This window comes from Flavobacterium sp. 11 (assembly GCF_002754315.1).
Lineage (GTDB): Bacteria > Bacteroidota > Bacteroidia > Flavobacteriales > Flavobacteriaceae > Flavobacterium > Flavobacterium algoritolerans.
This window is the reverse complement of record NZ_PEFE01000001.1, coordinates 368660-382433: the sequence shown is the minus strand read 5'-3', so window position 1 is coordinate 382433 and position 13774 is coordinate 368660. Positions and strand designations below refer to the sequence as shown.

The window sequence follows — 13774 nt, the reverse complement described above, 5'->3', positions numbered from 1 at the left end:
TATTTAAAAACAAGTATTTATAAATTTTTTGATGTGTTTTTGTTAAGTATTAAAAATGTATTTGATGTGTTTTTGTAGTAAATAATTAAAATGAATATAGAAAAAATAGTGATAATATTGCTTCAAATTACTAATTAATTAACCAAAATTTTTAGAAATATGAAATTTACAAAACTGTTCATTTTTTGTCTTTTATCTATTCTATTCTCAGTTTATGCACAAGCACAAGATGTTACTGTAAACGGAAAAGTATATGACGAAAACGGGCTGCCCATCCCAGGAGTAAGCGTTTTAATTAAAGGAACTTCCAAAGCTGCGGCTACGGATTTTGATGGGAACTATCAAATTAAGGCTGATTCAAAAGCCACTTTAGAGTTTAGCTATGTAGGCTATATTACTTCAAAGGAAGCTATCAATGGAAGAAGTCGAGTTGATGTTAAACTTAAATCTTCAACAGAAAACTTGCAGGAAGTTGTCGTTGTAGGTTACGGAACTCAAAAGAAAAGTGTTGTTACTGGAGCAATATCGAGCGTAAAAGCAAAAGATCTTGAGAAAGTACCAAATGGTCGTATCGAGCAAGCTTTACAAGGTAGAGTTTCCGGTGTTACTATTGCTGCCAGTTCTGGGCAACCAGGTTCTGGATCAACAATCCGTGTCAGAGGGGTAACTACTTTTGGCGATGGTGGTAATAATCCACTTTGGGTTGTAGACGGAGTTGTTGTAGATGGTGGTGGAATAGGATTCCTTAATCAATCTGATATTGAGTCGATTGAAGTACTTAAGGATGCTGCTTCTGCTGCGATTTATGGTACTCGTGCTGCAACAGGAGTAATTTTGGTAACAACCAAAAAAGGAAAATCAGGAAAAATTTCTGTGAACTACAATGGTTTTTCAGGAATTTCATCTCCAGAAAAAACGTTAAATTTACTGAACGCCACACAATATGGTGCTTTGTTAAATGAAAAATCAGTTGCGGCCGGTGGACCTGCAATATTCCCTAATTTATCTGCTTTAGGAGTTGGTACAGATTGGCAAAAAGCAATTTTTAATACAAGCGCTTTCCGTTATTCACATGAATTGAGTATCAGCGGTGGATCTGATGTTTCTAATTTTTATGCTTCTTTTGGACTTCAAGAACAAGAAGGAATTGTTTCAACAGAAATATCAAATTACAGCAAAAAGAATTTCCGTTTAAACTCAACACATAAAATATCTAAAGTATTTACTTTCGGACAAACATTGGGTTTTTCGAGACAAAAAACAATTGGTATCGGAAATACAAACAGTGAGTTTGGTGGGCCGTTAAGTTCAGCAATCAACTTAGACCCAACTACTCCTTTGGTAGAAACGGATCCTGTAAAAGCGAATGATGCGCCTTATGCTACTAATCCTGTAATTCGTGATGCAAACGGAAATCCTTATGGAATTTCAAGTTTGGTTGGTCAAGAAATGACGAATCCTTTGGCTTATGCCAAAACAAGATTAGGAAGTTATGGAACTTCAGATGACATCGTTGGTAACGCATATATTGAAGCGGCTATAACAAGTCATATAAAAGTGAGATCAACTTTTGGAGCAAAATTAGCAACATGGGGAGGTCAAGGATTTACACCTGTTTTCTATTTAAGTGCAACTTCAAATGTGCTAAAAAATAACTACAGCAAATATGAAAACAAAAGTTTTGCGTGGAATGTTGAAAATATATTGACGTATACAAATCAATTTGGGGATCATAACTTAACGGTTTTATTGGGTCAGGGATCTTATGTTGATAATATTGGTGGAGGTCTTGGTGCTACATTGTTTGGATTGCCTGTGACCAATTATAAAGATGCCTCTTTTAACTTTGATATACCACAATCTGACAGAAGCAGTTATACGTACGATTCTACGCATCATAAATTGAACTCTTTATTTTCACGTGTGAATTACGATTACAAAGAGAAATATTTATTTACAGGGATTATTCGTCGTGATGGTTCTACACGTTTCGGTGGTAACAATAAATTCGGTGTATTTCCATCGTTTAATTTAGGGTGGGTTTTAACCAAAGAAGATTTTTGGAAAGAAAGTAAAGTACTTAATACTTTTAAAATAAGAGGTGGATACGGAGTCGTTGGAAATGATGCCATACCAGATTTTAGATACCTTTCTCTAGTTGAAGGTGGTTATAATTATTCTTTTGGAAACGCAGGAGCAATTACGACTGGTTATGCTAACCTTACACTTGATAACCCAGATTTGAGATGGGAGGAAACTTCTCAGGCAAATGTTGGTTTTGAATCCAAACTTTTTAATGACATAAGTCTTACTGTAGACTTGTACAAAAAATCAACCAAAGGGATTTTACGTCCAATAAATATTCCGGGTTATGTAGGTGTGACTGCAAGTCCAATAGGTAATGTTGCCGATATGGACAATAAAGGAATCGAGGTTGAATTAGGATATAAAAAGACTTTTGGTGACTTTAATTTCTCTGCTAATGGGAACGTTGCTTACTTAGAAAACAAAGTTACTTATGTGGCAGCAGATTCTAATTATTTAGTGGGCGATGCTTCTTTTCAATCTATGGGAGCAGTAACAAGAACACAAGTTGGACTATCATATAATTCATTTTATGGATTTAAAACAGCAGGTATTTTTCAAAATCAAGCAGAAATTGATGCTTATACAAATTCATCTGGAGGTTTGATTCAGCCAGCTGCCCGTCCTGGAGATTTCCGTTGGGTAGATACAGACGGTAATGGTTCAATTGGAGATGATGACAAACAATTTTTAGGAAGTAATATTCCAAAATACACTTTTGGTCTGACCTTAAATTTAGATTATAAAAACTTCGATTTGATGGCATTTGCTCAAGGAGCAGCAGGAAATAAAATTTTCCAGGGCTTGCGAAGACTGGATGTAGGAAATGCAAACTATCAAACGATTGCTTTAAGCAGATGGACAGGTGAAGGAACTTCAAATGATTATCCTAGACTAACTAATGATGATACCAATGGAAATTTTGGAAAGATGTCAGATTTTTACTTGGAAAAAGGAGATTATCTAAGACTTAAACTAGTTCAACTTGGATATTCATTGCCTAGTAGTGTGGTGAGTAAAATTGGAGCCAATAAAGTACGTTTTTATTTAACTGCCGAGAACTTATTGACTATAACTAAATACACGGGTTATGATCCAGAAATTGGTGGCGGTGTATTCGGGATAGACAAAGGAATTTATCCACAAGCAAGAACATTTATGCTTGGAGCTAATTTACAATTTTAATACAATCAAGAATTATGAAAACGATAAAATTTAAATATTTATTTATTGCAGCAGCTGTGGTTTCATTCGGTTCCTGTACGGAAGAATTTGTAGATATAACGCCAAAGGGGTCATTTCTTTCGGATAACTATTATGCGAATCAAGACCAAGCTACAGCAGCTTTGGTAGGAGTTTATGATGCGATTAGAAAAAACACGGGTGGTTTTGAAAACATGGTAGGTATGATGAATGCTGGTTCTGATGACTTCTACGCAGGTGGAGGTGGTTCTACAGATGGAGCTGGAATACAGGGTTTTTCTACGCATACACTTACAGGTACAATAGTTCCGGGAAGTTTTTGGAATGATCATTACCAAGGAATTTTTAGAGCAAACACTTTATTATTGAAATTACCGGGTGTTGCCATGCCAGATGATGTGAAAGCGCGATTTGCAGGAGAATCAAAAGCATTGAGAGCCATGTATTATTTCAACTTGGTTAGATTGTTCAAGAATGTTCCATTATTATTGGAGCCTTTGACCGCTACTAATATGTATGAAGTGGAGCAAGCGACATCAGAAGCAGTTTATGCTCAAATCGAGAAAGATTTGATTGAGGCAATAGCCACTTTACCAACAACTGTTCCTGCTGATACAGAATCTGGACGTCTAACAAAAGGTGCTGCACAGGCATTGCTTGGAAAAGTGTATTTACAAGAAGGTAAAAAATCCGAAGCAGCAGCTATTCTTGCCTTAGTAAATGGTACGCCGGGTGGAACAAATCAATATGGGAATAAATTGCTGACCAATTTTAGTGATTTATGGGTAGTTTCTAATAAGTTTAATACGGAGTCACTTATTGAAGTTTCTCACACCAGTGCCGGTAATTCTGACTGGGGATTCTGGGGTTCAGGTAGAGACGAAGGGAATTCATTGAATGTTATGGTAGGCCCTAGAAGTTATTCAAGACCATCAGGTTCAACAGCACCTGATTTACCATCAGGATGGAGTTTTAATGTTATCACTCAAGATTTATATGACGCCATTAAGTTAGACCCAAGATTTGGTGCTACAATATTGGATTTGAAAGCTTTAAAAGCAGCTGGTAAAGCTGATTATATTGGTGGATATCAAGATACAGGATATTTCTTAAACAAATTCCTTCCTAGAAAAGAAGATGTAAGAACTGGTGGTGGAGCAGCAGAATTGAATTACAGACAAAATTCTTATATCATAAGATTAGCAGATACTTATTTGATGGAAGCCGAAGCATTAGGTTCAGGAGCAAGAGCTCAAGCTTTACTTGATGCAGTTAGATCAAGAGTTGGTTTGCCTTCTGTTCCGGTTACACTTGCAGCCATTAAAAATGAAAGAAGAATGGAACTTGCAGGTGAAGGACACCGATTTTTTGATCTTGTTCGATGGGGTGATGCAGCGTCTAAATTATCAAACAGAGGTTTCGTTGCCGGTAAAGATGAAATTTTTCCTATACCAGTAAGAGAACTTCAAGGGACTAAATTGAAACAAAACCCTGGCTATAATTAATAAAAGATAAAATTATGAAAAAGATAAAATTAATTTTCAGCTTTATACTAGTACTGCTTGTAGCTCTAAGTTGTACTGTGGAGGGAATCAACGAAGATACTGCTCTTTTAGGTGCGGAATCATCGGCTAATCTCAATAAGATATTTGACATCAGCACTGATAATTCAGGAAAAGTAACAATAACTCCTACTGCAGATGGAGCTGTTTCTTTCAAAGTAGAATACGGACATGGAACAGTATCGTCAGTTAAAGTAGCTCCTGGAGCAAGTACAACCCATGTTTATCCAGAAGGGAAATATACGGTAAAAATCACTGCGACATCAATTTCTGGATCGACAACTGAGCAAACATTCCCGTTAGATGTTGTGTATAGAGCGCCAGAAAACTTAGCGGTTACTTTAAATAAAAACATTCACAATTTAAAAGTAAAAGCCAAAGCGGATTATGCAAAATCGTATTTAGTTTATTTTGGAGATGTTCCTAATGAAGTTGGAACGCCATTAGCTACTGATGGAGAAGTTGCTCATGATTATGCAGTTGCCGGAACGTATAATGTAAAAGTTGTTGCGTTAAGCGGTGGCGCTGCCAAAACCGAAAAAACGACACCAACTATTATTTACAATGCGTACGGGTTACCAATTACCTATGAATTAACAACTCAAAATTATGGAGTTGGTGGAACTTTTGGTGGAATTTCAACTGCAGTAATAGCAAATCCTTTTCCAACAGGATTAAACACTAGTGCTACAGTTTGGAAATATACAAAATCAACAGGAGCAGAAACTTGGAGTGGAACTTATACTCCTTTAGATTCTCCGATAGATTTTGCAACTGGAAATAAAATCAAATTATTGATGTATGCAACAGAAGTGGGTAAAAATCTAAATGTAGAATTAGAATGGGCAGTAGGCGGAACACCTGCAAATGGTGTTGCAGTTTTAAAAGTAGCCAATACTGTTGCCAATTCTTGGCAAGAATTAGTATTTGATTTCAGTACAATTGCAGCAATTCCGGCTAATGCCAAATTTACTCAACTTGTATTTAGATACGATGATTCAGCAAAAGGATCAGGAGAAGTAATTTATATAGACAATATTAGATTAACTAATTAAAAAAAATATGAAAACAAATATCAAATACATTTTAGGGCTTTTCATAGTAGCACTAACATTTATTAGCTGCAACGAAGAAGAGTATAGTTTGGGGGAATTATCGGCACCAGCAAATGTTGTCATAAATGCTGAGGTTGTCGGAGTAGATGCGACGCATCCAAACGGTGATGGTTCTGGAAGTGTAAAAATTTCGGTGACAGGAGACAATGCTCTTTCGTATAAAATCGATTATGATGCAAGTACTCCATTGGATTTAGTTTATTTACCAACAGGTAAGGCTACTAAGAAATACACTTCTGTTGGGGTAAACACTTATAGAATAACTGTTGTAGCTTATGGCAAAGGAGGATCTTCTACTAATGTTACTAAAGACGTTACTGTAAGAAGTGATTTTACTGTTGCTCCGGAAATTGTTACTGCATTAACAAATAATGCTTCAAAAAGGTGGGTAGTAGATAAAAGTGTAGCAGGTCATCTTGGCGTAGGTCCTTGGAATGTTGCTTCTATCAGACCAGAATGGTGGGCCGGTGGTGTTAATGAAAAAGTAGCTTCTGCAAATTGTTTTTACACAGCCACTTTTACTTTTGCTAAAGTTGCAGCTTCGGGAACATACTCCTTGCAAGTTACTACTCCGGACGGTGCATTTACAAAAACAGGTTCACTAACAACTCTTCCGGGTATTCCGGGTTCAGGAGATGAAGGATGTTATAATTACGGAGGCGGAACTTCTGCTTTTAGTTTTGTACCCGCATCATCAGGTGCGCCGGTAGTAGTTACTAATGCTGATAATTCAACGTCTACCCAAACGAGTATTTTATTGTCAGGTGTAGATACTTTCATAGGATATGGTGCAGTTCAAAAAGAATATGAAATCTTGGTTATTACATCAACTTACATGTATCTTAGAGTACAAGGAACCGAAACTGGAAATGCTTGGTATCTAAAATTGAAACCAGCACTTTAATAAATTATAAAATGTAAGCTCAGAATTGTCAAAAATTCTGAGCTTTATTTTAATCATAAAAAGCTTTTAAAGGATGGGAAATAATATGGTACTTCAATTTTCGAAAAATAAAAATTATATGTTTTTATTGGCTTTGGCTAATTTTTTCATGTTGTTATCATGCAGTGGTAGTAATAATACCGAAGAAGAAACGGTAACTGCGCCTTCAAATCTTTCGGTTTCAGCAACAGTAGCTGGTGCAACTGCACAAAATCCAAATGGCGATGGAAGCGGAACAGTAAATTTTAACATCAGTGCGACTAATGCGACTTCTTATAAAATTTTACTTGGTAATGGAGAAACTAAAGAGCTAACAAATGGAAGTTTTACTTATACCTATACAACAGCGGGTACAAATACCTATGTTATATATGTGTCAGCATATAATTCAGGACAGTTTGTTTCTTCCACTATTTCAGTAACGGTTTTTGTGGGTTCTGCTTTAGTTTGGTCAGATGAGTTTAATGTCAATGGCGCTCCCGATAGTTCAAAATGGGGTTATGATTTAGGTGCTGGTGGCTGGGGAAACAATGAATCCCAATATTACACGAACAGACCGGAAAATGTAATTGTTCAGGATGGTTTGTTAAAAATTAAAACGCTGAAAGAAAGTTTTAGCGGAAGCAATTATACTTCGGCTCGAATTCTTTCAAAAGATAAATTTTCGTTCAAATACGGAAGAGTGGAAATTAAGGCAAAACTGGCTTTGGGTGCTGGAACTTGGTCTGCTTTATGGATGTTAGGAAGTAATATAAGCACAACTGCTTGGCCCGCATGTGGAGAAGTTGATATTATGGAGCATGTTGGCAACAGCCAAAACAAGGTTCATGGGTCTTTGCATTCTCCCGGACGTTCAGGAAATACTCCTGATACAAGTACGGTTATGGTTCCTAATGCTTCAACAGAGTTTCATATTTATTCAATAGATTGGTCAGCTACATCAATTAAGTTTTACGTTGATAATCAATTGTTTTATACGTTTGCAAACTCGGCTAGTCTTCCTTTTAATCAGAATTTTTTCTTAATCATAAATTGTGCAATGGGAGGGAATTTTGGCGGAGCAATAGATCCTAATTTTACGGCTTCCACTTTTGAGGTCGATTACATTAGGGTTTACAATTAATTATATTTTTGTTTAGTTAGGTCTTCATTGGGAGCTTCTATTTGTAAGTTGGATAGAAGCTCTAATGAAGTGTTATATTTGGTATCAAATATTAATTCATCAAAAAATAGTATACATGAATCAGGTAAAAAAAATAATTGTTTCGGGAGTTTTTCTGCTAATGGGAATTTTTTCTAATGGGCAAACATTGAAAGTGATGACGTATAATATTCGCTTAGATGTCGCCAGTGACGGAGAGAATGCTTGGAGTCTTCGCAAAGATTATTTCATTTCTCAAATTCAATTTTACAATCCTGATATTTTTGGAGTCCAAGAAGCAAGACCCAATCAGGTTGTTGATATTACAAATTCACTTCCGGAATATAATAATGTAGGTATTGGAAGAGACGGAATTGGGCAAGGAGAATCGTCTAATATTTTTTATAAAAAAGAAAGATTTACAGTTAAAGAAAGCAATACGTTCTGGCTTTCTGAAACACCCAACACAATTTCAAAAGGTTGGGACGCTGCCTACAATAGAGTTTGTACGTATGCATTGTTCAAAGATTTGAAAACAAAACAATTCTTTTGGATTTTTAACACACATTTGGATCACATAGGCGAAGAAGCCAGAACCAAAGGAATCCAATTAATTCTTTCGAAAATTAAGGAACTAAACACAAAAAAATATCCTGTGATTCTTATGGGTGATTTAAATTCAGAGCCTAAAGAGGACAGAATAATACTGCTTAAAAAAGCAATGGATGACGCAAGAGAAGTTTCGCAAGAGAAACCTTTCGGGCCTTATGGAACATTTAATAATTTTAAACACAACGAACCCGTAACTAAATTGATTGATTATATTTTTATTTCGAAGAATAGCATTTTGAAAGTAAAAAAATATGCCGTTTTGAGTGATTCAAAAGACTTGAAATATCCATCAGATCATTTGCCGGTTTATGTTGAAGTAAACTTTAAATAAATTATGAACACTATAAAAAACACTATGAAATTTTTAGTTGTATTAACCCTTATGTTGCTTATGTCAAAGTGTTCTCCGTCTGGAGATACTGTTGATCCGGCTCCAGCACCTACGCCAACTCCGCCAGTGGCAGTCACAAATGAAATGGATTTTTGGTTGACAAAAGGCAATCAAAATGCGGTGCTTCAAAAACAAACATCAGTTTTAGCATTTGGCACAGCCTATAATACCTATGCTAATATTGAGGTTGACGATTCTAAAGTGTTTCAAACAATCGATGGTTTCGGATATACCTTAACAGGAGGAAGCGCTCAGGTTATTAATCAATTAAATACCCAAAAGCGACAAGAATTATTAAAAGAATTATTTGGAACCAATGACAATTCCATTGCAATAAGCTATTTAAGAATTAGCATTGGTGCATCCGATTTGAATGCCGCGCCATTTACGTATGATGATTTACCAAGCGGGCAAACGGATATGAATCTGGACAATTTTAGTTTAGCATCAGATAAAACGGATTTGATTCCAATGCTGAAAGAAATTGTAGCAATCAATCCAAATATTAAAATAATGGCTACTCCGTGGTCTCCTCCAGTTTGGATGAAAGACAACAATGGTTTTGTTGGCGGAAGCTTGAAGCCAGAATATTATGCGGTTTATGCAAAATATTTTGTAAAATACATTCAAACTATGAAAGCCGAAGGGATTGCCATTGATGCTGTTACGCCTCAAAACGAACCCTTGCATCCGGGCAATAATCCAAGTATGTTGATGATTGCATTACATCAGGCTGATTTTATAAAAAATCATTTAGGTCCTGCTTTCAAAACTGCAAACTTATCGACTAAAATTGTGGCGTACGACCATAATTGCAACAAACCGGAATATCCTATTGCAGTGCTGAATGATCCAGGAGCAAATCCTTATGTTGATGGTTCTGCATTTCATTTGTACGAAGGAGATATAAGTGCTTTGTCTACAGTTCACAGTGCTTTTCCCAATAAAAACATCTATTTCACGGAGCAATACACGTCTTCAACAGGAAGTTTTGAAGGGGATTTGAAATGGCATGTGAAAAATGTAATTATCGGCTCGATGCGTAATTGGAGTAAAACAGCATTAGAATGGAACTTAGCCAATAATGCTTCTTTTGGACCAAATACTCCGGGCGGTTGTACCACTTGTAAAGGCGCATTGACGATTAACAGCAGTGATAGTTTTACAAGAAATGTAGGATATTATATCATTGCCCATGCTTCTAAATTTGTTCCTGCCGGTTCAGTGAGAATTTCGAGTAACTTTAGTGGAAATTTAAACAATGTGGCTTTTAAAACGCCAAGTGGGAAAAAAGTTTTAATTGTTGAAAATGATGGAAATACTTCCGAAATTTTCAATATCAAATACAATGGAAACTGGGTAAAAACTTCACTCGAAGCAGGTTCGGTAGGAACGTATATCTGGTAAATAAAATAGATAATAATATCATGAAAAGAATAACGACAGTAGTACTTTTGGCAACATCTTTTTTTGCTTTTTCTCAGCAAAAAAGCCAAGCTAAACTTAAATCTTTTTCTACAAAAGACAAAACGATTACCGTTTATACTACAGCAGAAAATACAAAGTTGCGATTAACACAAACCGATAAATTGAGTTTTAGCAGTTCCAAACAACCTTTAGAAACAGAGATTTCTGTTTTTGTGGAACCAACTAAAACATTCCAAAACTTCATGGGAATCGGTGGAGCAATCACGGATGCAAGTGCTGAGGTTTTTGCAAAATTGAGCAAAGAGAAACAGCAAGAACTTTTGAATGCCTACTATGATAAAGAAAAAGGTATTGGGTATTCGTTATTGAGAACCACCATTCATAGTTCTGATTTTTCGAGCGGAAGCTATACGTATATCAAAGATGGAGACAAGGATTTAAAAACGTTCAATATTGATCACGACAGACAATATCGCATTCCAATGCTTAAAGAAGCCATAAAAACGGCTGGTGGAAAATTATTGCTTTATGTTTCGCCATGGAGTCCTCCCGCTTTTATGAAAAGCAATGGCAACATGCTAAAAGGAGGAACGTTACTTCCGGAATACTATCAATCTTGGGCAAATTATTACACAAAATTTATCAAAGCGTATGAGAAAGAGGGAATGCCAATTTGGGGATTGACCGTTCAAAACGAACCTATGGCAACCCAAACCTGGGAATCATGTGTATATTCTGCAGAAGCCGAAAGAGATTTCTTGAAGAATTTCCTTGGGCCAACAATGAAAAAAGAAGGTTTAGGAAGTAAAAAAATTGTGGTTTGGGATCACAACCGTGATTTGATGAACCAGAGAGCCAATGTTATTTTTTCTGATCCGGAAGCTTCAAAATATGCTTGGGGAATGGGATTTCATTGGTACGAAACTTGGGCAGGAGGTGAACCAATGTTTGATAATGTTCGAAAAGTACACGAAGCCTATCCATCTAAGAATTTAATGTTTACCGAAGGTTGCGTCGAAAAATTTGATGCTAAGAAATACCAATTTTGGGCAAACGGAGAACGATATGGAACTTCTATGATTAATGATTTTAATAATGGAACTGTCGGTTGGACGGATTGGAATATTCTTTTGGACCAAAATGGTGGACCAAATCACGTAGGGAATTTTTGTTTTGCACCCATTCATGCAGATACTAATTCAGGAGAATTAATTTACACACCTTCGTATTATTACATCGGACATTTTTCAAAATTCATTCGACCAGATGCTAAAAGAGTCAGTACAGCAGTAAGCCGAAGCAGTTTGATAAGTACTTCATTCCTGAATAAAGATGGAAAAATGGTTACTGTAGTAATGAATCATAGCGATAAAAGTGTTACGTATAATTTAATTATTGCTACTGAGAAAACGGTTGTTGTAATTCCTGCTCATGGGATTCAAACATTAGTGTATTAAATTTTAAACGGTCTTATTCTAAAACCTACTTTATGAAGAAAATAGTTTTAATGGTCTTTATTTCTTTTTCAATTGCCTCGTTTGGACAGGGATTTTTACATAGAAATGGACAAGAAATTGTCGATGGAAACGGGAAAAATATTGTGTTGCGTGGTTTGGGATTGGGCGGATGGATGGTTCAGGAAGGATATATGCTTCAAACCGGTTCATTTGCAGGTCCTCAACATGTAATTAAACAAAAAATAACGGATTTAATTGGGGCCAAAAATACCAAAGAATTTTATGATGCCTATAAAGCAAATGGAATAACAAAGAGAGATATTGATTCATTGGCGGCTTGGGGTTTCAACTCTGTTCGTTTGCCAATGCATTACAATTTATACACCTTGCCTCTTGAACAAGAAGCGGTTTCTGGTCAGAATACTTGGCTGGAGGAAGGTTTCAAAATGACCGATGATTTATTAAGCTGGTGTGCTGCCAATAAAATATATCTGATTCTGGATTTGCATGCAGCTCCGGGTGGACAAGGAAAAGATGCTAATATCTCTGATTATGATTCTGCAAAACCATCACTTTGGGAAAGTAAGGCCAATCAGGATAAAATGGTGGCGCTTTGGGAAAAATTAGCAGAGCGTTACAAAGACAATCCTTGGGTAGGAGCTTACGATATTATCAATGAACCCAATTGGAATTTTACGGGAACAAATCAAAATGGTTGCGATGAAACATCGAATGCGCCTTTAAGAGCTTTGCAAGTTAGGGTTACAAATGCCATTCGAGCCATCGATAAAAATCATTTAACTTTCATTGAAGGGAATTGCTGGGGAAATAATTACAACGGAATGTTTCCGCTTTGGGATGAAAATATGGCGTTGAGTTTTCATAAATATTGGAATCAAAATGACACAGCTTCGATACAAAAAATGTTGGATTACAGAACCCAATACAATGTGCCAATTTGGTTGGGAGAAAGTGGTGAAAATTCTAATGTTTGGTTCAAGGAAGCTATCTCTTTAGTGGAGACAAATAATATTGGTTGGGCTTTTTGGCCAATGAAAAAAATTGAAAATTTAGCTGGAGTTACTTCGGTTACAAAAACTCCGGAATACGATCAATTGTTGAAATATTGGAATAATGAAAGAGCGAAGCCTACTGTAGATTTTGCCAAAAAAGGAGTAATGGATATCGCTGAAAACTTCAAAATGAAAAATCTGACTATAAGATATGATGTGATTGATGCCATGTTCAGACAAGTTCAAACAACCGATACTAAGAAATACAAAAAACATTCTTTGCCAGGGAAAGTATTCGCAACTGAATATGATTTAGGACAAAACGGATATGCTTATTTGGATAAAGATGTCGCTAATTATGACGGGACAAAGTTTACTAAATGGAACAAAGGCGGAATGATGCGAAATGATGGAGTTGATATTGAGTCTTGCAATGATACAATGACAAACGGATTTCAGGTTGCTTTTATTGAAGATGGTGAATGGTTGCAATACACCGTTGAGGTGAAATCGAAAACTACTTTTGATGTTGCTATTCGTTATGCGAGTGAGGCTTCAGGTGGAAAACTTTATTTAGAAGATGAAAACGGGAAAATCTCTGAAACAATAACAATTCCATCTTCAGGCGGAAAAGACAATTGGAAAACGGTGATTTTAAAAAATGTGGTTTTAAAACAAGGGACGAATAAAGTTAAAGTACATTTCGAAAAAGGAAATTTCAATTTGAACTTTTTGGAATTTAAAAAAGCAAAAAAATAAAGGCATACAAGACTATAAACTCGTTTCATACTATTCTAAATAGCTAGTGAAACAACAAAGAAATT

The 13774-nt window shown here is 36.0% G+C and carries 9 protein-coding genes; all 9 read left to right on the top strand.

The genetic code is table 11. The features are described from left to right. Positions 1-159 precede the first annotated feature (159 nt). The 9 genes from CLV00_RS01740 (at position 160) to CLV00_RS01700 (ending at position 13709) form a co-directional block, all read left to right on the top strand. Positions 160-3270: a TonB-dependent receptor gene (locus CLV00_RS01740; protein ID WP_099713534.1), complete on the top strand. Its 3111-nt coding sequence runs from the start codon at positions 160-162 to the stop codon at positions 3268-3270. A 14-nt stretch (positions 3271-3284) separates the two neighbouring features. Further along, positions 3285-4793 (top strand): RagB/SusD family nutrient uptake outer membrane protein, encoded by a 1509-nt coding sequence (locus CLV00_RS01735; protein WP_099713533.1) that lies wholly within the window; start codon positions 3285-3287, stop codon positions 4791-4793. Positions 4794-4807: 14 nt separating this feature from the next. After that, entirely contained in the window at positions 4808-5905 is a 1098-nt protein-coding gene (locus tag CLV00_RS01730; RefSeq protein WP_143394869.1) for a hypothetical protein, read from the top strand. 7 nt (positions 5906-5912) lie between these two features. Then, the gene (locus CLV00_RS01725) at positions 5913-6869 is read left to right on the top strand and encodes a hypothetical protein (protein WP_099713531.1); all 957 of its coding nucleotides are present in this window, start codon (positions 5913-5915) and stop codon (positions 6867-6869) included. A 73-nt stretch (positions 6870-6942) separates the two neighbouring features. Continuing rightward, positions 6943-8031 (top strand): family 16 glycosylhydrolase, encoded by a 1089-nt coding sequence (locus CLV00_RS01720; protein ID WP_233206842.1) that lies wholly within the window; start codon positions 6943-6945, stop codon positions 8029-8031. Between the two features lie 115 nt (positions 8032-8146). Beyond that, positions 8147-8992 carry an endonuclease/exonuclease/phosphatase family protein gene (locus CLV00_RS01715; RefSeq protein WP_099716190.1) on the top strand — a complete coding sequence of 282 codons (846 nt, stop codon included), beginning with the start codon at positions 8147-8149 and terminating at the stop codon, positions 8990-8992. Positions 8993-9052: 60 nt separating this feature from the next. Beyond that, positions 9053-10459 (top strand): glycoside hydrolase family 30 beta sandwich domain-containing protein, encoded by a 1407-nt coding sequence (locus CLV00_RS01710; protein ID WP_233206841.1) that lies wholly within the window; start codon positions 9053-9055, stop codon positions 10457-10459. A 20-nt stretch (positions 10460-10479) separates the two neighbouring features. Further along, positions 10480-11937 carry a glycoside hydrolase family 30 beta sandwich domain-containing protein gene (locus CLV00_RS01705; RefSeq protein WP_099713530.1) on the top strand — a complete coding sequence of 486 codons (1458 nt, stop codon included), beginning with the start codon at positions 10480-10482 and terminating at the stop codon, positions 11935-11937. Positions 11938-11969: 32 nt separating this feature from the next. Then, positions 11970-13709, top strand: coding sequence for a cellulase family glycosylhydrolase (locus CLV00_RS01700; protein ID WP_099713529.1), 1740 nt, complete (start codon positions 11970-11972; stop codon positions 13707-13709). Positions 13710-13774 lie beyond the last annotated feature (65 nt).

Bases quoted from the DNA above. Each gene is read 5' to 3' on its own strand.
- CLV00_RS01710 (WP_233206841.1), top strand. From the start codon at position 9,053: ATGTCAAAGTGTTCTCCGTCTGGAGATACTGTTGATCCGGCTCCAGCA.
- CLV00_RS01705 (WP_099713530.1), top strand. From the start codon at position 10,480: ATGAAAAGAATAACGACAGTAGTACTTTTGGCAACATCTTTTTTTGCT.
- CLV00_RS01725 (WP_099713531.1), top strand. From the start codon at position 5,913: ATGAAAACAAATATCAAATACATTTTAGGGCTTTTCATAGTAGCACTA.
- CLV00_RS01740 (WP_099713534.1), top strand. From the start codon at position 160: ATGAAATTTACAAAACTGTTCATTTTTTGTCTTTTATCTATTCTATTC.
- CLV00_RS01700 (WP_099713529.1), top strand. From the start codon at position 11,970: ATGAAGAAAATAGTTTTAATGGTCTTTATTTCTTTTTCAATTGCCTCG.
- CLV00_RS01730 (WP_143394869.1), top strand. From the start codon at position 4,808: ATGAAAAAGATAAAATTAATTTTCAGCTTTATACTAGTACTGCTTGTA.
- CLV00_RS01720 (WP_233206842.1), top strand. From the start codon at position 6,943: ATGGGAAATAATATGGTACTTCAATTTTCGAAAAATAAAAATTATATG.
- CLV00_RS01735 (WP_099713533.1), top strand. From the start codon at position 3,285: ATGAAAACGATAAAATTTAAATATTTATTTATTGCAGCAGCTGTGGTT.
- CLV00_RS01715 (WP_099716190.1), top strand. From the start codon at position 8,147: ATGAATCAGGTAAAAAAAATAATTGTTTCGGGAGTTTTTCTGCTAATG.